15 protein-coding genes and 3 pseudogenes are annotated in these 25,396 nt (G+C 69.5%); 9 read left to right on the forward strand and 9 right to left on the reverse strand.

Translation table 11 applies throughout. The features are described 5' to 3' along the window. Nucleotides 1-38 precede the first annotated feature (38 nt). From ACIQ1J_RS07505 to ACIQ1J_RS07515, 3 genes are all read right to left on the reverse strand, one after another. Nucleotides 39-2,258: an NADP-dependent isocitrate dehydrogenase gene (locus ACIQ1J_RS07505; protein ID WP_403554970.1), complete on the reverse strand. Its 2,220-nt coding sequence runs from the start codon at nt 2,256-2,258 to the stop codon at nt 39-41. Nucleotides 2,259-2,411: 153 nt separating this feature from the next. Continuing rightward, nucleotides 2,412-3,473 carry a mechanosensitive ion channel family protein gene (locus ACIQ1J_RS07510; RefSeq protein WP_403555791.1) on the reverse strand — a complete coding sequence of 354 codons (1,062 nt, stop codon included), beginning with the start codon at nt 3,471-3,473 and terminating at the stop codon, nt 2,412-2,414. 235 nt (nt 3,474-3,708) lie between these two features. Further along, nucleotides 3,709-4,608 carry a lysylphosphatidylglycerol synthase domain-containing protein gene (locus ACIQ1J_RS07515; RefSeq protein ID WP_403555793.1) on the reverse strand — a complete coding sequence of 300 codons (900 nt, stop codon included), beginning with the start codon at nt 4,606-4,608 and terminating at the stop codon, nt 3,709-3,711. 231 nt (nt 4,609-4,839) lie between these two features. Between ACIQ1J_RS07515 and ACIQ1J_RS07520 the strand changes: the two genes are divergently transcribed. Beyond that, nucleotides 4,840-6,723 carry an ABC transporter ATP-binding protein gene (locus tag ACIQ1J_RS07520; protein WP_210963356.1) on the forward strand — a complete coding sequence of 628 codons (1,884 nt, stop codon included), beginning with the start codon at nt 4,840-4,842 and terminating at the stop codon, nt 6,721-6,723. Between the two features lie 44 nt (nt 6,724-6,767). On the opposite strand, the gene ACIQ1J_RS07525 is transcribed toward ACIQ1J_RS07520, so the two are convergent. The 3 genes from ACIQ1J_RS07525 to ACIQ1J_RS07535 form a co-directional block, all read right to left on the reverse strand. Next, nucleotides 6,768-8,549, reverse strand: a complete 1,782-nt coding sequence (locus ACIQ1J_RS07525) for a SpoIIE family protein phosphatase (RefSeq protein WP_403554972.1) — start codon at nt 8,547-8,549, stop codon at nt 6,768-6,770. 448 nt (nt 8,550-8,997) lie between these two features. Continuing rightward, nucleotides 8,998-10,008 (reverse strand): LacI family DNA-binding transcriptional regulator, encoded by a 1,011-nt coding sequence (locus tag ACIQ1J_RS07530; RefSeq protein WP_403554974.1) that lies wholly within the window; start codon nt 10,006-10,008, stop codon nt 8,998-9,000. 85 nt (nt 10,009-10,093) lie between these two features. Continuing rightward, entirely contained in the window at nt 10,094-11,050 is a 957-nt protein-coding gene (locus ACIQ1J_RS07535) for an endonuclease/exonuclease/phosphatase family protein (protein WP_403554976.1), read from the reverse strand. Between the two features lie 300 nt (nt 11,051-11,350). Between ACIQ1J_RS07535 and ACIQ1J_RS07540 the strand changes: the two genes are divergently transcribed. Continuing rightward, the gene (locus ACIQ1J_RS07540; protein ID WP_403554978.1) at nt 11,351-13,072 is read left to right on the forward strand and encodes a carbohydrate-binding module family 20 domain-containing protein; all 1,722 of its coding nucleotides are present in this window, start codon (nt 11,351-11,353) and stop codon (nt 13,070-13,072) included. 218 nt (nt 13,073-13,290) lie between these two features. Here the strand turns inward: ACIQ1J_RS07540 and ACIQ1J_RS07545 are convergent, their stop codons facing one another. After that, nucleotides 13,291-14,757 (reverse strand): non-reducing end alpha-L-arabinofuranosidase family hydrolase, encoded by a 1,467-nt coding sequence (locus ACIQ1J_RS07545; protein WP_403554980.1) that lies wholly within the window; start codon nt 14,755-14,757, stop codon nt 13,291-13,293. A 710-nt stretch (nt 14,758-15,467) separates the two neighbouring features. Between ACIQ1J_RS07545 and ACIQ1J_RS07550 the strand changes: the two genes are divergently transcribed. The 4 genes and pseudogenes from ACIQ1J_RS07550 to ACIQ1J_RS07565 form a co-directional block, all read left to right on the forward strand. Next, a complete protein-coding gene (locus ACIQ1J_RS07550) occupies nt 15,468-16,898 on the forward strand; it encodes an endo-1,4-beta-xylanase (protein WP_403554982.1) in 1,431 nt (476 codons plus the stop codon). Nucleotides 16,899-17,055: 157 nt separating this feature from the next. Further along, on the forward strand, nt 17,056-18,009 hold the full coding sequence (locus tag ACIQ1J_RS07555; protein ID WP_403554984.1) for an SbcC/MukB-like Walker B domain-containing protein: 954 nt from the start codon (nt 17,056-17,058) through the stop codon (nt 18,007-18,009). Between the two features lie 282 nt (nt 18,010-18,291). Beyond that, a complete protein-coding gene (locus ACIQ1J_RS07560) occupies nt 18,292-20,181 on the forward strand; it encodes a DNA/RNA helicase domain-containing protein (RefSeq protein ID WP_403554986.1) in 1,890 nt (629 codons plus the stop codon). Nucleotides 20,182-21,075: 894 nt separating this feature from the next. Continuing rightward, nucleotides 21,076-22,248 (forward strand): annotated as a pseudogene (locus ACIQ1J_RS07565) (DUF2075 domain-containing protein); the annotation flags it as partial. Between the two features lie 297 nt (nt 22,249-22,545). On the opposite strand, the gene ACIQ1J_RS07570 reads toward ACIQ1J_RS07565, so the two are convergent. Together ACIQ1J_RS07570 and ACIQ1J_RS07575 are read right to left on the reverse strand one after the other, a co-directional pair. Beyond that, nucleotides 22,546-22,881: a DUF6408 family protein gene (locus ACIQ1J_RS07570; RefSeq protein WP_403555795.1), complete on the reverse strand. Its 336-nt coding sequence runs from the start codon at nt 22,879-22,881 to the stop codon at nt 22,546-22,548. Nucleotides 22,882-23,170: 289 nt separating this feature from the next. Continuing rightward, nucleotides 23,171-23,566, reverse strand: a complete 396-nt coding sequence (locus ACIQ1J_RS07575; protein ID WP_403554988.1) for a hypothetical protein — start codon at nt 23,564-23,566, stop codon at nt 23,171-23,173. On the opposite strand from ACIQ1J_RS07575, the pseudogene ACIQ1J_RS07580 reads away from it, so the two are divergent. From ACIQ1J_RS07580 to ACIQ1J_RS07590, 3 genes and pseudogenes are all read left to right on the forward strand, one after another. Further along, nucleotides 23,519-24,019 (forward strand): annotated as a pseudogene (locus ACIQ1J_RS07580) (nuclease-related domain-containing protein); the annotation flags it as partial. The gene ACIQ1J_RS07575 and the pseudogene ACIQ1J_RS07580 sit on opposite strands and share 48 nt — an antisense overlap. A gap of 22 nt (nt 24,020-24,041) precedes the next feature. Beyond that, nucleotides 24,042-24,227, forward strand: a pseudogene (locus tag ACIQ1J_RS07585) (DUF397 domain-containing protein); the annotation flags it as partial. 260 nt (nt 24,228-24,487) lie between these two features. After that, complete coding sequence (locus ACIQ1J_RS07590) at nt 24,488-25,366, forward strand: hypothetical protein (RefSeq protein WP_403554990.1); 879 nt, start codon at nt 24,488-24,490, stop codon at nt 25,364-25,366. Nucleotides 25,367-25,396 lie beyond the last annotated feature (30 nt).

A 25,396-nucleotide genomic window follows, 5' to 3' on the forward strand; every position in this document is an offset into this window, starting at 1 on the left:
GAGACGGGGCGCGCCGCAGCCTTCGGGCCGGGTGAGGATCAGGCGAGGGACGCCAGCGCCTCGTTCCAGGTGGCCGACGGGCGCATGATCCCGGCGGCCTTGGCCGGGTCGGGCTGGTAGTAGCCGCCGATCTCGGCGGGCTTGCCCTGGACGGCGTTCAGCTCGTCGACGATCTTCTGCTCGTTCGCGGACAGCGTCTCGGCGAGCGGGGCGAAGGCCTTGGCCAGGTCCGCGTCGTCGGTCTGCTTGGCCAGCTCCTGCGCCCAGTACAGGGACAGGAAGAAGTGGCTGCCGCGGTTGTCGATGCCGCCGATGCGCCGGGTCGGGGACTTGTCCTCGTTGAGGAAGGTCGCCGTGGCGCGGTCGAGGGCGTCGGCGAGGACCTTGGCGCGGGTGTTGCCGGTGACCTCGGCGTACTGCTCCAGGGACGGCACCAGGGCGAAGAACTCGCCGAGGGAGTCCCAGCGCAGGTAGTCCTCCTTGACCAGCTGCTGCACGTGCTTGGGCGCGGAGCCGCCGGCGCCGGTCTCGAAGAGGCCGCCGCCCGCCATCAGCGGGACGACCGACAGCATCTTGGCGCTGGTGCCCAGCTCCAGGATCGGGAAGAGGTCGGTCAGGTAGTCGCGCAGCACGTTGCCGGTGACGGAGATGGTGTTCTCACCGCGGCGGATGCGCTCCACCGACAGCTTGGTCGCCTCCACCGGGGACAGGATCTTGATGTCCAGGCCCTCGGTGTCGTGCTCCGACAGGTACGCCTTCACCTTGGCGATCAGGTTGGCGTCGTGGGCGCGGCCCTCGTCGAGCCAGAAGACGGCCGGGTCGCCGGTGGCGCGGGCGCGGGTGACGGCCAGCTTGACCCAGTCGCGGATCGGGGCGTCCTTGGTCTGGCAGGCGCGGAAGATGTCGCCGGCGGAGACCGCCTGCTCCAGGACGGCGTTGCCGTCGGCGTCGACCAGCCGGACGGTGCCCGTGGTGGGGATCTCGAAGGTCTTGTCGTGGCTGCCGTACTCCTCGGCCTTCTGCGCCATGAGGCCGACGTTCGGCACCGAGCCCATGGTGGAGGGGTCGTAGGCGCCGTTGGCGCGGCAGTCCTCGATGACGGCCTGGTACACGCCGGCGTAGGAGGAGTCCGGGATGACGGCGAGGGCGTCGTGCTCCTGGCCGTCCGGGCCCCACATGTGGCCGGAGGAGCGGATCATGGCCGGCATGGAGGCGTCGATGATGACGTCGGAGGGCACGTGCAGGTTGCTGATGCCCTTGTCGGAGTCGACCATCGCGAGCTCGGGGCCCTCGGCGAGCTCGGCGTCGAAGGAGGCCTCGATCTCGGCGCCCTCGGGCAGGGACTCCAGGCCCTTGTAGATGCCGCCCAGGCCGTCGTTCGGGGTGAGGCCGGCCTTGGCGAGGGCCTCGCCGTACTGGGCGAAGGTCTTCGGGAAGAAGGCGCGGACCACGTGGCCGAAGATGATCGGGTCGGAGACCTTCATCATCGTGGCCTTCAGGTGCACGGAGTACAGGATGCCCTCGGACTTGGCGCGGGCGACCTGGGCCGTGAGGAACTCGCGCAGCGCGGCGACGCGCAGCACGGAGGCGTCGACGACCTCGTCCTTCTTCACGGGCACGGACTCGCGCAGCACCGTGGTGGTGCCGTCGTCGCCGACCAGTTCGATCCGCAGCGCGCCGTCCTCGGCGATCACCACGGACTTCTCCGTGGAGCGGAAGTCGTTCTCACCCATGGTCGCCACGTTGGTCCTGGACTCGCCGGTCCAGGCGCCCATGCGGTGCGGGTGGGTCTTGGCGTAGTTCTTCACCGAGGCCGGGGCGCGGCGGTCGGAGTTGCCCTCGCGCAGGACCGGGTTGACGGCGGAGCCCTTGACCTTGTCGTAGCGGGCGCGGATGTCGCGCTCCTCGTCGGTCTTCGGGTCGTCCGGGTAGGCCGGCAGCGCGTAGCCCTGGCCCTGCAGCTCGGCGATGGCGGCCTTGAGCTGGGGGATGGACGCCGAGATGTTCGGCAGCTTGATGATGTTGGCGGCGGGCGTCTTGGCCAGCTCACCGAGCTCCGCCAGGGCGTCCGGGATGCGCTGGTCCTCGGTCAGGTACTCCGGGAACAGGGCGATGATGCGGCCGGCCAGCGAGATGTCGCGGGTCTCGACCGCGACACCCGCCTGCGAGGCGTACGCCCGGACCACCGGCAGGAACGAATACGTCGCCAGGGCCGGGGCCTCGTCAGTGTGTGTATAGATGATGGTCGAGTCAGTCACCGGGTGCTCCGCTCCACGTCTGCAACATTGCTCGACATCAAGATATCTCGTGATCGCCCCGGGCTCGACAGGGGCCGTGCGGAGATTCCGGCCAACCGGCCGCACGACCCATGTCGAACCCGTGAGCGAACACGCGAGCGGGCCGGTGGATGATCAGGCGAACGGAACGACGTCCTCGCCCGCCCGCTGCTGCGGAAACACCACGGTCCCCTGCTGGAGCGCGACCGTTCGGGCGGGCGCCGGAATGCGGATGCCCTCCTGGCGGTAGCGCTTGTGCAGGCGCTTGACGAACTCGTGCTTGATCCGGTACTGGTCGCTGAACTCGCCGACGCCCAGGATCACCGTGAAACCGATCCGCGAGTCGCCGAACGTGTGGAACCGCACCGCCGGCTCGTGCTCCGGCACCGCGCCGGCGATCTCGGTCATCACCTCGGCGACCACCTCCGTCGTCACCCGCTCCACGTGCTCCAGGTCACTGTCGTAGGAGACGCCGGCCTGGACCATGATGGTCAGCTGCTGCTCCGGCCGCATGAAGTTGGTCATGTTCGACTGCGCGAGCTTGCCGTTCGGGATGACGACCAGGTTGTTGGACAGGTCGCGGACCGTGGTCTGCCGCCAGTTGATGTCCTCGACATAGCCGTCCTCGCCGCTGCTGAGCTGGATGTAGTCACCCGGCTGCACGGTCTTCGACGCCAGGATGTGCACGCCCGCGAAGAGGTTGGCCAGCGTGTCCTGCAGGGCCAGCGCGACCGCCAGACCACCGACGCCCAGGGCGGTGAGCAGCGGCGCTATGGAGATGCCCAAGGACTGCAGCATCACCAGGAAGCCGATGGCCAGCACCAGGATGCGGGTGATGTTGACGAAGATCGTGGCCGATCCGGCGACCCCGGAACGGGACAGGGTCACCGATCGCACCAGACCGGCGACCACCCGGGCCGACGTCACCGTCGCTACGAAGATCAGCAGGACCGTCAGCACCTGGTTGACATTGTGCTGCACCGTCCGGGTCAGCGGCAGTGCCGCCGCCGCGCCCGCCACGCCGCCCGCGACCGCCGCCCACGGCGCCACCGTGCGCAGCGCGGCCACCATGACGTCGTCGCCGCTCCAGCGGGTGCGCCCGGCGTGTCCGGCCAGCCAGCGCAGCACCATGCGCAGCAGGAACGCCCCCAGCAGGCCCGCCGCCAGCGCGATGCCGGCGGGCACCAGGTGGTCCATGGCCAGGTCGTCCGTCACCACCGGCCACCTCCATGGGGCATGGCCGCGGCGAAGTCCTTCGCCGACGGCCGGATGTGAAATCTCGTCACGTAGTCACCTGCTCGATACCTGCTGGATCCCGGATGCGCGAATCGCGCCGGTCCGCAAGAGAGTTCGACCGGCGCGAGCGTTCATCCTGCCGTATCGCGCGTGGTGGTCGGTACCGCGCCGAGGTGCGAGGAGCGGTGTTTCGGCCTCAGATCACCTTCATCCGTACCAGCGCCGCCAACGTCAGCGCCCCGGGCAGCAGCGGCAGCCAGACGGTCATGAGCCGGAACGCGAGTACCACCGCCGTGGCCACCGCCGCCGGGCCACCCGCCGCCACCAGCGCCACGACCAGCGCCGCCTCCAACGAACCGATCCCGCCCGGGGTGGGCACCAGTGCGACCGCGACCGTCGCCGCCAGATACGCCACCGCCATGTGCGCGGCCGGCACCGGCAGCCCCAGCGACTCACCCACCAGCACCAGCACCGCCGCCTGGAGCGCGGGGAAGGCGAGCGCGCCGCCCCACAGCGCCAGTGCCCGCGCCGGGAGGGCGTGCACCGAGCGGGCCTCGCCGAGCGCCGTTCGCAGGAAGGAGACCAGCGCCCCGCGCAGCCGTGGCGCCAGCGCGAGTACGCCCGCCGCCACCACCGGCACCGCGCCCGCGACGATCAGCAGCGGACCCACGGACCCCTCGGGCAGCAGGGTGCCGAGCCGCAGCGCGTCGGGGAACGCGATCAGCAGGGCGCCCAGCAGGGCGAGGCGGCCCACGCTCTCCGCCAGCAGATACAGGGCGAGAGCGGCCGAGGAACGGGCGAGCGGCAGCCCGCACACCGCCATGAACCGCAGGTTGACCGCGCTCGCGCCCAGCCCCGTCGGCAGCAGGTGGTTGGCCGCGCCCGCCGCGAACTGCGCGGCGAGCAGCCGCCGCCGCGGCAGCCGCTCCACCACGGCGCCCTGCCGGGTGCAGGCCGCGGCGACCCAGGTCAGACAGGTCGCGCAGGCCGCGGCCAGCAACCAGGGCCACCGGGCGGTGGCGAGATGGCCGAAGCCTTCGGCGAGCACGGACCGGTGCCGCACCGCGACCACGGTGACCAGCAGCAACGGAAGCACGCAGAAGACCCGCCGGACCAGGCGGGCGCGGCTGTTGCGGCGGACGGGGGCGAAGCCGGGGACGGGCTTCTCGGGGAGTTGTACCGCTGTCACACCACAAGAGATTCCCGGTACGGCGCCAACTACGGATGACCGACGCGCGGACGACGTCTTACGGACGGCAGGCGGCCGGTCCACCCCCAGGCTGTTGACCTCAAGGAAGATTGAGGTTCTACCGTCACTCGCATGAGCATGGAGAGCACAGCCTGGACCCAACTGCACAGCGTCATGAACGCCGAGCAGGAGCGCCGACCCCTCGCCCGCGCGACGCTGCGCCGCATCGGCGCGTTCGCCCGCCCACACCGCCGCCGCATCGCCCGGTTCGTCCTGCTCGGGGTGGTGACGGCGCTGCTCGCCGTCGCCACGCCCGTCCTGGCCGGCCACGTCGTCAACGCGATCGTGTCGGGCGACGACGAGAGCGCGGTCGTACGCCTCGCCCTGCTGATCGCGCTCATCGCGGTCGCCGAGGCGGTGCTCGGCATCCTCTCCCGGAGGCTTTCGGCGAGGCTCGGGGAGGGACTCATCCTCGATCTGCGCACGGCTGTGTTCGATCATGTGCAGCGCATGCCGGTCGCGTTCTTCACACGTACTCGTACGGGAGCACTGGTCTCCCGTCTCAACAACGACGTCATCGGCGCACAACGGGCTTTCAGCAACACGCTGTCCGGGGTGGTGAGCAACCTGGTCACGCTGCTGCTCACCCTGGTCGTCATGCTCACCCTGTCGTGGCAGATCACCCTGCTCGCGCTGGTGCTGCTGCCGGTGTTCGTGTTCCCGGCCCGGCGCATGGGCCGCCGCATGGCCCGCATGCAGCGCGAGGCCGCCACCCTGAACGCCGCCATGGGCACCCGGATGACCGAGCGCTTCTCGGCCCCCGGCGCCACGCTGATCAAGCTGTTCGGCCGCCCCGAGGACGAGTCGGCCGAGTTCGCCGACCGCGCCCGCCGCGTCGCCGACATCGGCGTGCGCACCGCCACCGCCCAGGCGGCGTTCATCACCGCCCTCACCCTGGTCTCCGCCCTCGCCCTGGCCCTGGTCTACGGCCTCGGCGGCTGGTTCGCCCTGCGCGGCACCCTGAACCCGGGCGACGTCGTGGCGCTGGCGCTGCTGCTGACCCGCCTGTACGCGCCGCTCACCGCGCTGGCCGGGGCCCGCGTGGAGGTCATGAGTGCCCTGGTCAGCTTCGAGCGGGTCTTCGAGGTGCTGGACCTGACCCCGCTCATCGACGAGAAGCCCGACGCCCGCCCGGTCCCCGACGGCCCGGTCGCCGTCGAGTTCGACGACGTCCGCTTCGGCTACCCGTCCGCCGACAAGGTCTCCCTGGCCTCGCTCGAAGAGGTCGCCTCCCTGGACACCCGGGGCGGCGACGAGGTGCTGCACGGCCTCTCCTTCCGCGCCGAACCGGGCCAGACCATCGCGCTCGTCGGCTCCTCCGGCGCCGGCAAGTCGACCATCGCCCAGCTGCTGCCGCGCCTGTACGACGCCGACGGCGGCACCGTCCGCGTCGGCGGCGTCGACGTCCGCGACCTGGGCGCCAGGTCACTGCGCGACACCGTCGGCATGGTCACCCAGGACGGCCACCTCTTCCACGACACGGTCCGCGCCAACCTGCTGCTGGCCCGCCCCGGCGCCACCGACACCGAGCTGTGGGACGCGCTGCACCGCGCCCGCCTGGTCGACCTCGTACGGTCCCTGCCCGACGGCCTCGACACGGTGGTCGGCGAGCGCGGCTACCGGCTCTCCGGCGGTGAGCGCCAGCGCATGACCATCGCCCGGCTGCTGCTGGCCCGCCAGCGCGTCGTCATCCTCGACGAGGCCACCGCCCACCTCGACAACACCTCCGAGGCGGCCGTCCAGGAGGCCCTCGCGGAGGCATTGGAGGGCAGGACCGCCGTGGTGATCGCGCACCGGCTGTCGACGGTCCGGGCGGCCGACCAGATCCTGGTGGTCGAGGCCGGCCGCATCGTGGAACGCGGCACCCACGACGAACTCCTGGCCGTCGGCGGCCGCTACGCCCAGCTGCACCGCACCCAGTTCGGGCGCCGGGCGACGGAGAAGGCGAATCAGGCGGCGTGAGCGCCCGGGAGCGGGCGGTGCGGGCCGGGACGGTACGGGCGGCGCTACGCCGGGCCGGCCGCCCCGGTACGCACGGGCAGGTCCTGCTCGGCCCAGACGACCTTCCCCCCGGGCGTGCGGCACGAACCCCAGCGCCGGCACAGCATGTTGATCAGCTGGAGACCGCGCCCGCTCTCGTCGCTCACGTCCGCGTGCTGGATCTGCGGCAGGTCGGGCCCGGAGTCGGAGACCTCCACGGACAGCCGTTCGTGCCGCAGGAGCCGCAGCTCACCGGGGGCGTTGCCGTACCGCAGGGCGTTGCCGACCAGCTCGCTGACCACCAGCTCCGTCGTGTCGACCAGGTCGTCCAGACCCCACTTCAGCAACTGTTCGCGCACCGCGGTCCGGGCCTGCCCGGCGGCCTTGCCGTCCGGCGGCAGCGTCCGCACGTACACATCGCCTTCCGCACCGAGCGGCCGTACGCCGGCGAACAGGACGATCGCGTCGTCGGACCGGTCTCCGCCGACCCGCTCGATGATCGCCCGGCACACCGAGCCGTCCACGGGCACCCCGTAGCCGACCGCCTCACGCAGCCGCTCCATCCGGCCGGTGAGGCCCGCGGCGCGCGACCTGATCAGGCCGTCCGTGTACAGCGTCAGCCGGCTCTGCCCGGGTACGGGGCAGTCGACCGGGTCGTACGGGATCACCCCGGCTCCCAGCGGCGCCCCGGCGGGCACGTCCAGGAACGAGGCGGTGCCGTCCGGACCGGTCAGCACCGGCGGCGGGTGACCGGCGCTGGCGATGCGGAAGGTGCTGCCGAACGGGTCGTAGACCGCGCACAGACAGGTGGCGACCTGGTCCTCCTCCAGGTCGCGGGCGGCCAGGTCCAGCCGGGCCAGCAGCCGCTCGGGCGCGATGTCGAGCGCCATCAGGGTCCGGGCCACGGTGCGCAGCCGGCCCATGGTCGCGGCGGCTGCCAGGCCGCGTCCCATCACGTCGCCCACCATCAGCGCGGTACGGCCGCTGGGTAGCGCGACGACGTCGAACCAGTCGCCGCCCACGGCGGCCGGATCACCGGCCGGGTCGTAGCACGAGGACACCTCGAGGCCGGGCGTACTCGGGCTGGAGCGGGGGAGCAGGGCCCGCTGCAGCGTGACCACGTGTTCGCGCTCGCGCCCGTAGAGCCGGGCGTTGTCGATGTACACGGCCGCCTTGGACGCCAGTTCCATGGCCAGCGCGACGTCGGCCTGGGTGAACGGCGCCCGGCTCCCCGCCCGGACGAAGTCGGCGAGACCCAGCAGCACGCCGCGGGCCACCAGCGGAACCACCAGATAGGAGTGGACTCCCGCGCGACGCATGATGTCGGCCGACTCGGGCGTGGGAGCGACGACGGCGAAGTCCGAGCGCGTCATCCGGGCGAGCAGCACCGGTTCGCGGGAGATCAGGCACCTGAGCCCGAGCCGGTCGGCGGTGCGCACGGACAGTTCGCCCACCGGGTCCGGCGCGAGGTCCAGACCGTCGATCTCCGACACCGCCATGGCCCTGAGCTGCGGGGGCTCCGTCCCGCGGACGCGGTCACCCTCCTGGAACCGCAGCACGGTGTCCAGCAGGTCCACCGCGGAGCCGTCGGCCAGCTCCGGCACGGTGAACGCGGCCAGCTCCTCCGCAGTGCGCCGCAGGTCCAGCGTGGTTCCGATCCGCAGGCCGGCCTCGTTCAGCCAGGCCAGCCGGCGCCGCGCGCCCAGAGCCTCCGTCATCGGCCGCAGCGTGCCCCGCAGGATGCGGCGCCCGCCGACGAGGGGGTTCCGAGGGCGGCGCAGCCCGCGCTGCCACGGTCGTTCCCGCACGCGTCGCCTCCTCCCACGGCCTCCTGCCCCGATTCTGCCCTGCCTCGGGGCGACCGGCGACGGCGGCGCCTCGATCGGTCCGCCCACCGGACGAGGAGGCCGCCTCGTTGGCCCCGGACGCGCAGCCGCACCGCCGTGTCCCGCGGCAGCCCGTCGTCCGGTGCCGGCAGCCGGTCGAGGAAGCCGTCACCGAAACCGTCCGTGGAGCGCCGCGGGCGCGGCGCCTCGCGGTGGAGCGTGAGCGTCGACGCCGGGCCGGCGTCCTGGCGGTCCGCGGCGCGCGCCGACCGGCGGGGTGAAGAGACGGAGGTACCACTGACGTGGAAGGCGCCCCACCGCCGATGTGTGTGGTGCGCCGCTCACTCAACCACCGCGCGCCCAAATGGACGTAATATCTCGTGCGGATTGCGTAATTGCTCGACAACTTGTCGAAGACATTTGCAAGCGGTTACTTGGCGGATGCCTGTGCGGTGGAGCCGCGGACGACGAGTTCGGGTTCGAAGAGCAGCTCCCTGTGGGGGACTTCGGTGCCTTGGATCTGGGCGCAGAGGAGGTCGACGGCGGCGCGTCCCATCGCTTCGATGGGTTGGCGGACGGTGGTGAGCGGGGGTTCGGTGCAGGTCATGAAGGCGGAGTCGTCGTAGCCGACGACGGAGATGTCGCGGGGTACGTGGAGTCCGCGTCGGCGGGCGGCGCGGACGGCGCCGAGGGCGAGGGGGTCGCTGGCACAGATGATGCCGGTGACTCCGCGTTCGAGCAGGCGTGAGGCGGCTGCCTGGCCGCCCTCCAGGGAGAACATGGCCCGTTCGACGAACTCCTCGCGCAGCTCGGCGTTCATGGCCTGTGCGGCGTCCTGTGCGGCGGCCAGTTTCCTGCGGGAGGGGATGTGGTCGGAGGGGCCGAGCACCAGGCCGATGCGCTCGTGGCCCAGGGACGCGAGGTGTCGCCAGGACTGCTCGACGGCCACGGCGTCGTCGCAGGCGACGCAGGGAAAGTCGAGGTCCGCGATGGAGGCGTTGATGAGCACGACGGGGATGTTGCGCTCGGCGAGCAGCCGGTAGTGGTCGTGCGGGGCGTCGGCCTGAGCGAACAGCCCGCCCGCGAAGACGACCCCCGACACCTGCTGCTGCAACAGCAGCTCGACGTAGTCGGCCTCGGAGACGCCGCCCTTGGTCTGGGTGCACAGCACCGGCGTCAGCCCCTGCTGGGCCAGGGCACCGCCGATGACCTCGGCGAACGCGGGAAAGATCGGGTTCTGCAACTCCGGCAGTACCAGTCCCACCAGCCGCGCACGCTCACCCCGCAACTGCGTCGGCCGCTCGTACCCCAGGACGTCCAACGCGCTCAGCACGGACTGCCGGGTCGCCTCCGAGACCCCCGGTTTGTCGTTGAGCACCCGGCTGACCGTGGCCTCGCTGACCCCAACCTTCTTGGCCACCTGAGCAAGTCGTCGCGTCACAGCGAAAGGCTAACGCAAACTCCGTAAGCGGCTTGCTCTCCGGGCGTATTGGGGGTTTTGCGGCAAATGATAAGCGTATGCCCGTTCAGTCCATCCTGACCCGGGCGGCAACCGGAAGGTGATCGCTCCCGGTGGCGGGAAGGGTGCGGATGTGGCCGACGGTCGCGGATCGGGCCATGACCTGGTCGATCCGGGCCACCGGGAAGGCGGCGGGGAAACTCAGGGCGACGCCCCGCTCGGCCGCGTTCAGGCGCGTCGTCAGCGGAACCAGCGCGCGGTCGTCGACCGTGCCGTTGAGGTCGCCCAGCAGGACGACCCGGCTCAGCCGCTCGGCCGCGACGGCGTCCCCCAGCAGGCCGGCGCTCTCGTCCCGCCAGGACGACGCGAGGCCGCTCACCCCGACGCGGACCGAGGGCAGGTGCGCGACGTACACGGCGATCTCGCCGTGCGGCGCGCGCACCGAGGCCCGCAGGCCGCGGTTCCACTCGTCCGTGATGCCCCGGGGCTTGATGTCGAGCGGCCGGGCACCGGTGAGCGGATGCTTCGACCAGAGTCCGACCGTGCCCTGCACCGTCCGGTACGGGTAGTCCGGGGCGAGGGCCTTCTCGTACACATCGAGTGCCGGCGGCACCAGCTCCTGGAGCGCGATGAGATCGGGCCCGGCGCCGGTCAGCGCACGAGCCGTGCCCGCGGGGTCGGAGTTCTCGTCGCTGACGTTGTGCTGCACCACGACCAGGTCGGCGGCGCCGGGCTCCGGCGCGGGCAGGAGCAGGCCGCCGAAGAGATACGTCCAGGCCGCCAGCGGCAGGAGCAGCGCCACCAGCGCGACGGCCGAACGGCGCAGCAGCGCGAGGAGGAGCAGCACCACGATCACCAGGCCGAGCCACGGCAGGAACGATTCCAGCAGACTGCCCAGCCCGCCCACCGCGTTGGGAACCAGCCCGTGGAGCATCAGCAGGGCGGCCGTCAGCACCGCCGCCCCGGCGATCACTCGCCCCCGCTCCCAGACCGACCTGGCCCGCGCTTCCGTTCGTTCGACCATCGTTCCCGTCCACTCGTCCTCGCTCGTCAGGACGCTCCACCAGGTGGATCGGGTTCCGGCGGGGTCGGGCGCGACCGTTCTCCCGCTGCAAGTGGATGCGGAAATTTGCAGAAATGACGCCACGTCATGTCCCGGAGCCGGCCTCGTCCGAAGGCTTGACCGGCACCGAACAGTGCCTTTACGGTCACGTCCGCAACACCTTGCAGTCATCTTGCAGCAACGTATTGCAAGAGTGCGCCGACTCCCCAGTCAGCCATCGAACGGCATTCAGGACACCCGCATCCTCACACGGGAGACCCCATGCACGGGAGCACCAGCAGAGCGCGAAGAGGCACCGCCGCAGCGCTCGCACTCACCGCCGGCGTGGCCGGTGGCCTCCTCACCACCGCGGTACCGGCGCAGGCTTCGCCGCCCGGCGACAAGGACGTCACCGCGGTGATGTTCGAATGGAAGTTCAGCTCGGTCGCCAAGGCGTGCGCCGACACCCTCGGCCCGGCCGGCTACGGCTTCGTCCAGGTCTCCCCGCCGCAGGAGCACATCCAGGGCGGGCAGTGGTGGACCTCCTACCAGCCCGTCAGCTACAGGATCGCAGGCCGTCTCGGCGACCGCGGACAGTTCAAGAGCATGGTCGACACGTGTCACGCGGCGGGTGTGAAGGTCGTCGCCGACTCGGTCATCAACCACATGTCGGCCGGGAACGGCACCGGAACCGGCGGCTCGTCGTACACCAAGTACAACTATCCGGGCACCTACTCGGCGCCCGACTTCGACAACTGCACCTCGCAGGTCAGCGACTACCGCAACCGCTTCAACGTCCAGGAGTGCGAACTGGTCGGGCTCGCGGACCTGGACACCGGCGAGGACTACGTCCGGGGCCGGATCGCCGGCTACCTCAACGACCTGCTGTCACTCGGCGTCGACGGCTTCCGGATCGACGCGGCCAAGCACATGGCCGCCGCCGACCTGGCCGACATCAAGGCCCGCCTCAGCGACCCGAACGTGTACTGGAAGCACGAGGCCATCCACGGCGCCGGCGAGGCGGTGTCCCCGACCGAGTACCTCGGCAGCGGCGACGTGCAGGAGTTCCGCTACGGACGCGACCTCAAGCGCGTCTTCAACAGCGAGAACCTCGCGTACCTGAAGAACTTCGGCGAGTCCTGGGGCCACATGCCCTCGGACAAGTCCAACGTCTTCGTCGCCAACCACGACACCGAACGCAACGGCGAGACCCTCAGCTACCAGGACGGTGCCGACTACACCCTGGCCCACGTCTTCATGCTGGCCTGGCCGTACGGCAACCCCGACGTCCACTCCGGCTACGAGTTCACCGACCGCGACGCGGGCCCGCCGAACGGCGGCCAGGTGAACGCCTGCTACAGCGACGGCTGGAAGTGCCAGCACGCCTGGCGCGAGATCTCCTCCATGGTCGGCTTCCGCAACACCGCCCGCGGCCAGTCGGTGACCGACTGGTGGGACAACGGCGGCGACCGGATCGCCTTCGGGCGCGGCTCGAAGGCGTACGTCGCCATCAACCACGAGGGCTCCTCGCTGACCCGCACGTTCCAGACGTCGCTGCCCGCCGGTGACTACTGCGACGTCCAGTCCGGCAAGGGCGTCACCGTCGACGGATCCGGCCGGTTCACCGCCACCCTCGGCGCCCACACGGCCGTGGCCCTGCACGTCAACGCCCGGAACTGCGACGGTGGCACCGCTCCCGGTCCCGACCCGGTGACCTCCGGCGTGTCCTTCGCCGTCAACGCCTCCACCGACCCGGGCCAGAACATCTACGTGACCGGCGACCGGCCGGAACTGGGCGACTGGAACCCGGGCAGCGCCCTCAAGCTCGACCCGGCCGCCTATCCGGTGTGGAAACTGGACGTGGCGCTCCCCGAGGGCACGTCCTTCGAGTACAAGTACGTCCGCAAGGACGCGGCAGGGAACGTGACCTGGGAAAGCGGCGCCAACCGCACCGCGAACGTCACCTCCACCAGGGTCACCCTCAACGACACCTGGCGCGGCTGACGCCACCTGCGCGCCGTGTGGCCGCCCCCGCCTCCTTCGCGGGGACGGCCACGCCCGCAGTACCGGGCCCTCTGCGCGATGTCCGAACCGGGCGGCGCTCGTCCTGCGCCTGCCCCGTGCCCCGTGCCCCGTGGCGAGCAGGCGTGGGACAGGCACTGAACCGCAAGCGCCTCGCGGGGGAGTTCGGCGCTGACCCGAGCCGGATTCGCGTCCTGCCGTCAGCGCTGCAGGGTCAGCAGACCCGGACGGTAGGGCAGGAGGCCGTAGTCACCGCCGGAGTTGGGGCTGCGGCCCTGGTAGAGCAACTGCAGATTGCAGGGATCGACGGTCATGGTCTGATCGGCGCTGGTGCGGAGCAGTTCGCCGTGGCTGATGTCGTTCGTCCAGGTGGCGCCACTGTTGGCCTTGCCGGCGAAGGGGTTGCTCTCGGTCGCGGCCTGAGGTGTCCAGGAGCCGTTCAGGCTGGTGGCGGTGAACGAGCGGAAGTACCGGCCCTGCGAGCCGATCGCCTCGACGATCATGAGGTAGCGGTTCTGGCCCTGCAGTTTGTAGACCTGCGGGGCTTCGAACAGGTTGTTCGTCGTATCGCTCATGATCACCGTCGAGGTCGAGCCGAAGCTGCCCGGGAAGTTCCCGATCGGCATGTCCGCCCGGTAGATCTTGCCGTTGTCGCCGGCGAAGAACAGGTACATGTTCGTGCCGTCACCGATGAGTGTCTGGTCGATGGGGCCCGTTCCGGAGCCGGAGATGCTTCCGGAGAAGAGCACCTGCTCGGACGACCAGCCATTCGGGTTGGTGGGATCGCTCGACGTCCGGTAGGAGAAGGCGGTCCCGCCCCACTGGTAGGCGAGCACCCAGATGTTCTTCGGCGCGAAGTAGAAGAGCGTGGGTGCGACGGTGGAGGCCGACATCGTGTTCTGGCTCGTCGAGGCCATCTCCGACCAGTTGGTGAACGGGCCGAAGTTCATCGAACCCCACCTCGTCCCCGTGTCGTGCGTGGTGGCGTAGACGAGTTGTCTGCCGTTGTGGGGGGCGACGGTGAAGTCCTTGAGCGAGATCCACCCCTGCTTGGGCTGCGCCAGCGCGCCCGTCGACGTCCAGCGGTAGGCCGACGGGAGATCACACGAGCCAGGCGTGTCGGCGCCGACCTTGACGAGCTGCCACTGCTGGTTGGTGCCGCCCCAGTCGTCGTACTGGACGATGTTCGCGTTGTCGGCGTTGGAGGCGCCCTGTACTTCGAGGGCCTTGTTGCTGTGGCGCGAGACGAGCCTCACGTAGCCGTCCGAACTGTCGGCCAGCCGCCACTGCTGGTTGGTTCCGTTCAGGTCGGTCCACTGGACGATCGAGCCGCCGTTCGCGGTGGACCAGTTGTAGACGTCCAGTACCTTGCCCGAGTGGCGGGACTTGATGCGGTAGTAGCCGTCTCCGGAATCGACGAACTGCCACTGCTGCTGGCGCTGCTCGTTCCTGGTCCACTGGGTGATGCGGGCGCCGTCGTCGGTCGCCATGTTGTAGACGTCCAGGGCCTTGCCGCTGTTGCGGTTGACCAGCACGTACGAGGCGTTGGGGTCTATGGTCGCGGCCTCGGCGGGCCGGGCACCGAGGAAGGCGGCCACCAGCAGCAAGGGCGTAAGGACGCCGAACAGGCGTCTTGGGCGGACCGGGGACGGGTGGCGAAGCCACATCAGAGGGCCTCCTTGGAAGGCGGGCCTGGCACAGGGGGGTTCGAAAGTTTCGATACGATTTCGGGTCTGCGACGCCACAAGTTAGGAAGGCAGGGCTCTCCGGTCAAGGTCTGTCACCGATCTGTCCGCAAACAACTCTTCCCTCGGAGTGGGGCGAGGGCTTGCGTCGACTGCAGGCCACCAGGTAATTCGGGATGTGGCGCGCCGGCCAGGCATCCCACCTGTCTTGACGGAGCTCATCGAAAGTTTCGGTACCCAAACAGAAATTTTTCTGCCGCGGAGGATTGACGAGTCACCATCAACCCCCAATTATCTGTCTGGTAACCCGACCGGGTGCCGAGATGTCGAACGATGCGGGTCCTGGGTGGACTGTGCCGTATGGAGATCCGTGCACAGCTGCCCGACCGATCCGCGCGCCGAAGCGCCTGCGCCACCCCCGCATTTCGTCCCGGTGAGGCTCGCACCGACACATCCTGACTCTCCGTGCAGACGGAGAGGGATGCGACGCCGCGTGACGGCCTCCCGGCTGAGCCGCTATGGAGTACACCCGTGCCTGTGTCGAAAGACCGCTGCCGCCCGGCGTACGCCACTCGGCGGCCGACCGGCCCCGTCCGTGCCGATTGAGATCCTCCCGGATCCCATGACCACGGTGTCCGGTGATATCCCGCCATTCCCGCCATTCCCGCCATTCCCGCCTTGGAGGCACAGCCATGGGCTCGTATGCCCTTCCCGGACCCGTTGTCCGGCGCAAAGTCCGCGTTCTGCTACTGGCGTTGGTCGCCGGCGTCCTGGGTGTGGTCGCCGCACTGGTCGCGCCGCCACCCGCTCAGGCCGCCGAGAGCACGCTCGGTGCCGCGGCGGCGCAGAGCGGCCGCTACTTCGGCGTCGCCATCGCCGCGAACAGGCTGAGCGACTCGACGTACGCGACGATCGCGGGCCGTGAGTTCGACTCGGTGACGGCTGAGAACGAGATGAAGATCGACGCCACCGAACCGCAGCGGGGCCAGTTCAACTTCACGGCCGCAGACCGCGTCTACAACTGGGCGGTGCAGAACGGCAAGGAGGTGCGCGGCCACACCCTGGCGTGGCACTCCCAGCAGCCCGGCTGGATGCAGAGCCTCAGCGGCGGCGCGCTGCGCCAGGCGATGATCGACCACATCAACGGCGTGATGGGCCACTACAAGGGCAAGATCGCGCAGTGGGACGTCGTGAACGAGGCCTTCGCCGACGGAAGTTCGGGAGCCCGACGAGACTCCAACCTGCAGCGCTCCGGCAACGACTGGATCGAGGTCGCCTTCCGCGCCGCGCGCGCCGCCGACCCGTCCGCCAAGCTCTGCTACAACGACTACAACGTCGAGAACTGGACCTGGGCCAAGACCCAGGCCATGTATGCCATGGTCCGGGACTTCAAGCAGCGCGGCGTGCCGATCGACTGCGTCGGCTTCCAGGCGCACTTCAACAGTGGCAGCCCATACAACAGCAACTTCCGTACCACCCTGCAGAACTTCGCCGCCCTCGGCGTCGACGTGGCCGTCACCGAACTCGACATCCAGGGTGCCTCCGCCTCGACCTACGCCAACGTGGTAAACGACTGCCTGGCCGTCTCGCGCTGCCTCGGTGTCACCGTCTGGGGTGTGCGCGACAGCGACTCCTGGCGATCGGAGCACACACCGCTGCTGTTCAACAACGACGGCAGCAAGAAGCCCGCCTACACCGCCGTCCTCAACGCACTCAACGGCGGCTCCACCACACCGCCCGCGGACGGCGGAACGATCAAGGGCGTCGGTTCGGGCCGTTGCCTGGACACGCCCGGCAGCAGCACCACCGACGGCACCCAGGTCCAGCTGTGGGACTGCCACAACGGCACCAACCAGCAGTGGACGTACACCGACGCCGGTGAGCTCAAGGTCTACGGCGGCAAGTGCCTGGACGCCGCCGGCACCGGCAACGGCGCCAAGGTGCAGATCTACAGCTGCTGGGGCGGCGACAACCAGAAGTGGCGCCTCGGCTCCGACGGATCCATCGTCGGCGTCCAGTCCGGCCTCTGCCTCGACGCCGTCGGGGGCGCCACCGCCAACGGCACCCTGATCCAGCTTCACTCCTGCTCGAACGGCGACAACCAACGCTGGACCCGGGCCTGACCAGGCCTGCGCGAACACATCGCTGATGATCGAGAGGGTCGCCGCCACCACGGTGGCGACCCTCTCGAACGGCACGGCACGGTAGGACGGGCCCCGGCGCCACATGGCGCCGGTGAGGGCGTCACGACGGTCCGGCGAGCTGTCAACGTGCGAGCCCATGAGGGCGACGTGCTCGGCCGGAGTGCTCAGCTTTCCTCGCGAGTGTCGGTGTGGAGCGGGGAAGGCCGGCAATGGGCCTGTCTTCCAGCGCTTCCTGACCGGAGAGCTGGGCGACCATCCGTCCTCGCAGCTGCTCGCCGCGAGCGCCCTGGTCGCCGCCCTCAACACCACCCTCGCCACCGTCCGCACGTCCCACGGTCTGGGCGTCACCCTCGACCGGAGCCTGGCCGACGGAGTGGAAGCGGACGTCAAGGCGGCCGTGGACCTCCTGCGCAGCCCCTACGGCCTGCGCACCCGCGAACAGTCCGAGCAGCTCCGCGACGTGCTCCAGCGCCGTATCGAGGACGCCCGCCGCGCCGACCCGTTCGCCGGTTACGCGGCCCATCTGCGGACCGCTCCGGACTACCGCGACTGGTTCCCCTTCACCCCCTGGGTGGTGAACGACGCGGCACCGGGCAGCCGCCGCAAGCTCTCCGGCCGCACGGGCCTGAGCCAGGGCGAACAGCGGGTCCCGTCCTGTCTGGTCCTCTTCGCCGCTGCGGCGGCGCACTTCACCGGCCTCGCCGCCACCGCCCCGCAGGCACCTCGCCTGATCCTCCTCGACGACGCGTTCGCCAAGGTGGACGAGCCCACGCACGCCCGCCTCGGCCCCACCGCCAACTCCATCATGCACTCCCTGAACACCGACCGGTTCAACCTCCCCGGTCGCGAGGCGATGATCGCCGGCTTCTACCGTTCGGCGAACGCCCTCACCCCGCTGGCCGACCCCGCCACCCGAACCTCCCGGTTCGGCCGCCTCTCCGTCTCCCTGGCCACCCTGCCCGCCGGCACTCTCGCCCGCCCCAACTCCGCTGGTACGTCGACGGCCGCGAGGCGAGGCAGGCCCGCGGCAGGACGTCGGTCGTGCCGGCGGCCCGCGGAGTCCCGTCGGGCCGCCGCGCCCACACGGTAACGGCCAGGGTGGTGGACAGGACGATGGCGGTACGGAGTGCGGAGGTGCGGGGGATTACGTCGAACTCGGTGGCGTGGACGGTCAAAGGGGTGAGTCGTAGCGGTGAGCCGTCGAGGAGCGGTCGCACGGGTCCCTGCCGGGGAGTCCACCAGGGCCGGCAGGGCACAAGGTAATCTCGCAGGAATCGTCAAAGCGGCCCGACGGGCTTCCGTTCCACATTGGTGGAGTTAGAGGACACGCCCCCACCCGCACGAGTCACTTCGTGCTGCCTGGGGGAAGTTCTTGCTGTTCCGCGCGTCCGCGAAAACGGTCGCCGTCATGGCGCTCGACGGTTCGCTGTTCCTGCACCTCACCGACCAGTTCGTCCACATGCACGGTTACCAGCCCAGCACCTCGGAGGCCCGCTCCTGGGAGCGCAGTATTCCCGTCCTGGCCGCCGCGCTCAACGACGCGGGCCTGGGCGACGTGGAGATGATGCTGGAGTACGCCCTCCCGCTGAACAGCAAGCGCGCCGACGTCGTCCTCGCAGGCGTGCACCCCTCCACAGGGGAACCCTCGTACGTCGTGGTGGAGCTGAAGCAGTGGAGCGAGGTGCTGCCCCACGAGGACGATCCCACGCTGTGCCACGTCGAGCCCTACGCCCACCCTGTCCTCAACCCCATCGAGCAGGTGCGTCGCTACCGCGACTACTTGGTCAACTTCAACGGAGCGGTGGCCGAGCACGGACACCGGGTCAGCGGAGTGGCGTTCCTGCACAACGCCACCGAGTTCGACGTGGCCGGTCTGCGGGAGATAGAGCGCGACGGTCGCGGACTGCTGTTCACAGGGCAGCGCCGCGGTGAGTTCCTCGATCATCTCCGTTCGAAGTTGAGCGACCGGCATACTGGTGCCCGGGCGGCGGACGAACTGCTCTCGGGTGCCACGGTGCCGTCGAAGCAGCTCATGTCGGTTGCGGCCGAGGAGGTCCGCGAACGGCAGCAGTTCGTGCTGCTCGACGAACAGCAGGTCGCCTACCGCATGGTGCTCAACGCGGTGCAGAAGGCGAAGCGGGCCGACCGCAAGGAGATCGTCGTCGTCACCGGCGGCCCGGGCACGGGCAAGAGCGTGATCGCACTCCAATTGCTCGGTGAGCTGTACCGGCGGGGAATCACGGCCCTGCACGCCACCGGTTCCCAGTCGTTCACCAAGACGATGAGGAAGGTCGCCGGATCCCGCAAGCGTGAGGTGCAGGACCTGTTCAAGTACTTCAACAGCTTCATGACCACCGAGAAGAACAGCCTGGACGTCCTGATCTGCGACGAGGCCCACCGCATGCGGGAGACCTCGGCGAACCGCTACACCCGTGCCGAGCATCGGACCGGCAAGGCCCAGATCGACGAACTCATCGACGTCGCCCACGTGCCTGTCTTCCTTCTCGACGAGCACCAGGTGGTGCGGCCGGGTGAGCTGGGCACTGTGGCCGACATCAAGGCGGCAGCGGCCAAGCGGGACATTCCTTGCCATGTCGTCCCCCTGGAGAGCCAGTTCCGCTGCGGTGGCAGCGACGCCTTCCTGCGCTGGGTCGTCAGGCTCCTCGGCCTCGAGCCCGGCGGTCCGGTCGTCTGGGAGCCCGATGACCGCATGCAACTGCTGGTCGCCGAAAGCCCGCAGGAGATGGAGGCGTTCCTCGAAGCCCGGCGGGCGGAGGGGTACGGCGCACGCGTGTCCGCCGGCTACTGCTGGCGCTGGTCCCCAGAGCCCAAGCCTGGCGCGCCGCTCGCGCTGGATGTAGTCATCGGCGACTGGGCGCGCCCCTGGAATCTGCGGGGCGACCGCTCGGTCTCGGGCGCACCTCCGGCCGCGTTGTGGGCAACCGACCCGGCGGGCTTCGGACAGGTCGGCTGTGTCTACACCGCCCAGGGCTTCGAGTACGACTGGTCCGGCGTCATCATCGGCCCCGACCTGCTGTGGCGCGGAGGCCGCTGGATCACTGACCGCACCGCGTCCAAGGACCCGGTGTTCAAGAAGTCCACCCCGGACGACGACGTGGACCGCCTGATCCGCAACACCTACAAGGTGCTGCTGACCCGGGGAATGGTCGGCACGATCGTTCACTCGACGGACCCGGAGACGCGGGAAAGGCTCAGGGAGCTGGCGGGCGGTCGGCTGGATCAGCGAGCTTCCTCGGTGTGAGGGGGTACGTCTTCGCCACGGGGCACAGGATCCGGCCATGATGGCTACGCTTCGCGTCGACCACGGCCTCGTCACCGTGCGCGGAACGGCCGGCTCCCTAAGATCACGGGTACCGATTGCGGCCCGACGGGCTTCCTCACGAGGACATGCCCCCACCCGCACGAGCCACTCGTGCCCTGGGGGACCCACCTCGTGTCCATGCTCCTGCTGCGGCTCGCAGCACGGGATCTGCTGACCTTGAATTCACGGCGGCGTATGGTGCCGCACCTGGCTGCCAGATGGCGGCACTTCCGAGGCGCCGACGCCTCGTTGTCGGAACGCTCCGCGTGGGCCGACAGCCTCGTGCACCTCGCGGAGGACCTGGTCGCCGCTGGGCGCGGAAACGTGGAGATGATCGTCGAGTGCGCCGCCACCCTCGACGAGGCCGACCGCCCCGGCGCCCCCAGGCTCATCGACGTGGTCCTCGTGGGCCACCACCCCGCCGAGAGGCGGCTCTCCGTTCAACTGGTTGAACTGAAGCGCTGGTCGATGGTGACCCGGGTGGAGCGAGCCACCGCGGAACTGGTCCACGTACCGGGGATGGGCAGGAAGAAGCACCCGGCGCTGCAATTGCGCGAGTACTACGAGGCGTTCACGGGAGGCAGGGGAGCGCTGCATGGACTGGACTTCGAATGCGGAGGGTTCGCCTATCTGCACAACGCCACCGACGCCTCCGTTCGGCCACTGATCGACGTGGATGCTCCGACCGGCGCCTACGCAGCTGTCTACACGAACGACCGGCGCGCGCAGCTGATCTCCGACCTCCGCAAGCACTTTGCCGAAGAAGGGGGCGCCTCCGAGGCCGAGATACTGCTGCAGAACATGGGCTTACGCAATACGCCCCTCCTCGACGCAATGATCCACTCCCACGGCAAGGACACCGTGTTCACCCTGCGCGGTCGGCAGAAGAAGGTCGCCGACCAGGTCCTGGAGACTGCGGCCAAGGTGCTCCCAAACCCGCAACGCCCCGCCCTCCTGCCGGACGAGCGACGTGTCATCTTCCTGGTGACCGGCGGTGCGGGTACCGGGAAGAGCGCCATCGGCCTCCAGATCAAGGCGGAGCTCGAGGCGGGTGGCCGCACGGTCAAGTACGCCAGCGGCAGCAGAGCCTTCAATGGCGCGCTTCAGGAGCATGTCGGCTACGGCGACCGGGAGTTCAGGGAGAGCTTCACCTACTTCAGCAACTTCGTCACCCCTCCGGACCCGCCCCTTGACGTGCTGATCTGCGACGAGGCGCACCGCCTGCGGGACCGCTCGACCAACCGCTTCTGGAAACCCGAAAACCAGGGGACCAAGCCCCAGGTCGACGAGTTGCTCGACGCGTCCCGCCTGACCGTGTTCTTCCTCGACGAAGGACAGACGGTACGACCGCATGAGGTCGGCACCGTTGAATTGATCAGGGACGCGGCACAACGGCACAGCGCCACTCTTCTGGAGCACGAGCTGCGGGAACAGTTCCGCTGTGGCGGCAGTGACGCCTACATCCGCTGGGTGCGGGCCGTGCTCGGGGTGACGGACGAGGAGCCGGAACAGTGGACGCCGGACGGCCTGATGCACGTCGAGGTGGCGGACAGCCCGGAGGAACTCGAACGGATCATCCGTACCGAGGCGATCGCCGGAGCGTCCGCCCGTCTCGTCGCGGGCTATTGCTGGCCGTGGACGAAGCCCATCGGCAAGGAGAGGCGGCTGGAGGCCGACGTACGGATCGGGGACTGGCACAGGCCCTGGAACGCGGACAGCGACGCCTTCTGCGAGAACGGGGCACCGCCGTGCAGGATCTGGTCGGTGCACGAGAACGGGCTCGGCCAGCTCGGCTGCGTGTACACCGCCCAGGGCCTCGAGTGGGACTGGTGCGGCGTGATCATGGGTGACGACATGGTCCGGCGGGGCGACCGGTGGGTGTACCGCCGCGGCAAGGAGCGGAAGGACCCGGACTCGGGCCTCAGGCGCGTCGCCGTTCCGGGCTCGTTCGACCCCAAGGTGAAGGCCGCCAGCGTCGACGACGGGGAGTTCGCGCGGCTGGTCCGCCACGCCTACCACGTGCTGATGACCCGGGCGAGCCGGGCGACGGTGCTGTACTCCACGGACGAGGAGACCCGCACCTACCTGAAGGGCATGGTCGGCGAGGTCCAGGTCCACGGTCTTCGCCACGTGGGAGAACCTGCCGGAGGAAGCCCGCGTACCGCACCCGCCCCGGCCGCGCCGGGGACGGAACTCCCGCAGGAGGCGGCAGAGCACAGGCCCACACTCGCCCGACCTCTATCTGTTCTGACGCGCACCGCCTGTGTGGGAGTGGCGGGCTCTCCGGGCCCGCCACAAGCCCGCTCAGAAGAGCAGACGCGCTGCCGCCACCAGGGCCGTCACCACAAGCTGGGTGGCGACACCCGCGGCGACGTCGACCAGGATCTCGCGAAGCCGGTGACGACGTGCAGACTTGTACTCAACGGGGTTCATGGATGTCCACTCCTTGGCGTGACCTGGAATGGCGGGACCGCCCTTCCGGGCATCCGCAGTCACGCCGCGTGCGACACGCAGCGGAAACCACTCGTCAGTCACGGCCGGGAACCGACCTCCGAAACACCGCCGACGTACCCTCCGGGAAGGTGCGCAGCAGGGGCAACGGTAAGGGACCATCCATGTGCGCCCACGCTTTTCAGCCATCGCTCGGATGCGAGTCGCGAGCGGTCCAAGGTCCGGCTGCGGTCGAGCCGGGGCTTGGCGGTCATGTAGTGAAATCTGCGACCGCCGGACGCCGTTGTCCCCCACGACTCCTCGTCTTCGTCCCCCGCGTTGTCGATGAGGGGAACGAGGAGCGGGTGGACCCTGAATCCGGAGGCAGGGCCTGGGCCGTTCCTGTACTCAGCCGTGAGGACCGGCACGGCCGAGGCCGGAATCAGCCTCTGCTCCTGCAGGTTGCGACTGATCCGCATGATCGGCTTGGTGAAGCCCTTCAGAGTGCGGCCGTCGTCGTAGCCGCAGATCTTGTGGACCGAGCCGCCTCCACATGTCCGTCCGTCTCCGTCGCCTGGCGGATGACGTCGACGCGGTTGGCGTAACCCTCGTACGCCAGCCCGCGGAAGAGAGAATCAAGGGCTTCGGCGGTCCATCCGCCGTACGTCGCCCCGGCCTCGATGCGCTCGACCCGCTCGATGTCCTCGACGGAGCCGGCCTGAAGACTGAGTCGCAGAACGGGGGCGGCGACTTCCAAAAACGCCTTCGGTGACAGAAGGAACAGCCGGCCTCCGCCACGGGCCCGGAGCTCCGCCGTCAACTCCGGGCGCAGGCTCTCCAACCTGCGGTCGTTGCCCCCGGCGGCCTCTGCCTGATCGAGCTGAAGGACTGGCACGGCTCGGTCACCTCCGGGAACGGCACCTGGGTCCAGACCACCCCCGGCGGCCGCCGCCGCACCCACGGGAACCCGCTGCACCTGGTCAACCGCAAGGCCAGGGAACTGGCCGGCCTGCTCGCCCAGCCCGGCGCCAAGCGAGTCTGGGTCGCCGAGGCCGTCTGCTTCACCGACAACAGCCTCCGCGTCCGGCTGCCCGCCCACGACCAGAACGGCGTGTACACCGTCGACGAACTGGTCGACATGCTCAAGCAGCCCGCGCGCGACGAACCCCGCCGCATCACGGCCATCGGCTCACGCGAGGTCGCGGCGGCCCTGGCGAACATCGGCATCCGCAAGAGCGACGCACAGTACAAGGTCGGCCCCTACGAGCTGGAGCGGAAGTCCTTCGAATCCGGGCAGACCTGGGCGGACCACCTCGCCCGCCACAGCGACCTGCCCGAGACCGCTCGGTAGAGAAGTTGCTGGGAGAGCCATGAACGCGCACCTACAGCAGATGCAGATAAATCAGTTGGTATGGTGCAAGAGCAGCTACAGCAGCGAGGAAGGCGGCGAATGCATCGAGGTCGCCGTCCGCCCCACCACAGTCCACGTCCGTGACTCGAAGGACGCAACCCGCGCCGCACTCGCCGTAGAACCCACGGCATGGACCGCCTTCGTGAGTTCGCGACACGCTGACAGAGGTGGCACCGATCGCAGGGCCCTCGGCAGGCGTGCGCTTGCCGAGGGCCCTGCGTATCCGACCCCTACGGCACACCTTCAGCAGACCCGGCGCCTTGCCCGCCCGTGGTCGACTTCCCGGACGGTGATCGGCATCGTGAAGGAAGCCGGCTCTCACGCCACCGTGCCTCTCATAACGAGGTCTCAACGAAGCTGATCCATGCTGACCCTCGCAAGTCGGAGGCACTGTAGGTTCCTGCCATGAAGCAGGGTAAAGAGGTCGAGAACCCCGAGTCGCGTTTCTTCGCGGTGCTGCTGGCGGCGGCGAAGCTCCCCGGTGTGAGGATCAACAGGGAGGCATACCTCCGCAGTGCGCTCGCTCGCCACTGCTCCGAGGAAGAGATCCGACGAGCGATAGAGGAGACTCCCGCAGCCGCGGGCATCACTGTCGAGCTCCTCGACAAGGTCGCCAACGACTCCATCCGCTACGAAACCGCCAAAGTCAGCGCTCTCTCGGCTGCAGCCGGGATGCCCGGCATCTTCGCCCTGCCCGCCACGGTGCCCGCCGACCTGGCCCAGTACGTCGGCCACATGCTGCGCATCGCGCAGAAGCTCGCTTACCTCTATAGCTGGCCCGATCTCTTTGCCGACGAGGGCGAAGGCGTTGATGACGCGACGATGAGTGTGCTCACGCTGTTCTTCGGCGTGATGTTCGGGACCCAGTCGGCGAATGTCGCTGTGGGCAAGGTCGCCGGGATGATGTCGAAGCAGGTTGCGAAGAAGCTGCCACAGAAGGCGCTCACCAAAGGTGTCATCTACCCGATCGTGAAGAAGTCCGCGGCTTACCTCGGCGTCCAGATGACCAAGCAGTCCTTCGCTAAGGGCGTCTCCAAGGCCATCCCCATCGTCGGAGCCGTGGTGTCCGGCGGGCTGACTCTGTCGACGTACCTTCCGATGGCCAAGAGACTCAAGAAGCACCTCGCCGGCCTGCCCCTGGCGGACCCGTCGCACCGAGTGACTGAGGGGGAGGTCGTGGACGGCGAAGTCATGGAAGAACACGAGACGTTCGCCTCAGCGGACCCTGAACTGCGCGCTCCGGACACTACTGCCGTTAGGCTGGACGAGGACCCCAGGCCCTGACCCCGCGAAAGCCCTCCTGGCCGCCGGCGC

This window comes from Streptomyces sp. NPDC097107, from assembly GCF_044762405.1.
Lineage (GTDB): Bacteria > Actinomycetota > Actinomycetes > Streptomycetales > Streptomycetaceae > Streptomyces > Streptomyces thinghirensis.

Bases quoted from the DNA above. Each gene is read 5' to 3' on its own strand.
- ACIQ1J_RS07540 (WP_403554978.1), top strand. From the start codon at position 11,351: ATGCACGGGAGCACCAGCAGAGCGCGAAGAGGCACCGCCGCAGCGCTC.
- ACIQ1J_RS07570 (WP_403555795.1), bottom strand. From the start codon at position 22,881: ATGGCTGAAAAGCGTGGGCGCACATGGATGGTCCCTTACCGTTGCCCC.
- ACIQ1J_RS07555 (WP_403554984.1), top strand. From the start codon at position 17,056: ATGAGGGCGACGTGCTCGGCCGGAGTGCTCAGCTTTCCTCGCGAGTGT.
- ACIQ1J_RS07590 (WP_403554990.1), top strand. From the start codon at position 24,488: ATGAAGCAGGGTAAAGAGGTCGAGAACCCCGAGTCGCGTTTCTTCGCG.
- ACIQ1J_RS07535 (WP_403554976.1), bottom strand. From the start codon at position 11,050: ATGGTCGAACGAACGGAAGCGCGGGCCAGGTCGGTCTGGGAGCGGGGG.
- ACIQ1J_RS07545 (WP_403554980.1), bottom strand. From the start codon at position 14,757: ATGTGGCTTCGCCACCCGTCCCCGGTCCGCCCAAGACGCCTGTTCGGC.
- ACIQ1J_RS07550 (WP_403554982.1), top strand. From the start codon at position 15,468: ATGGGCTCGTATGCCCTTCCCGGACCCGTTGTCCGGCGCAAAGTCCGC.
- ACIQ1J_RS07510 (WP_403555791.1), bottom strand. From the start codon at position 3,473: ATGGACCACCTGGTGCCCGCCGGCATCGCGCTGGCGGCGGGCCTGCTG.
- ACIQ1J_RS07520 (WP_210963356.1), top strand. From the start codon at position 4,840: ATGGAGAGCACAGCCTGGACCCAACTGCACAGCGTCATGAACGCCGAG.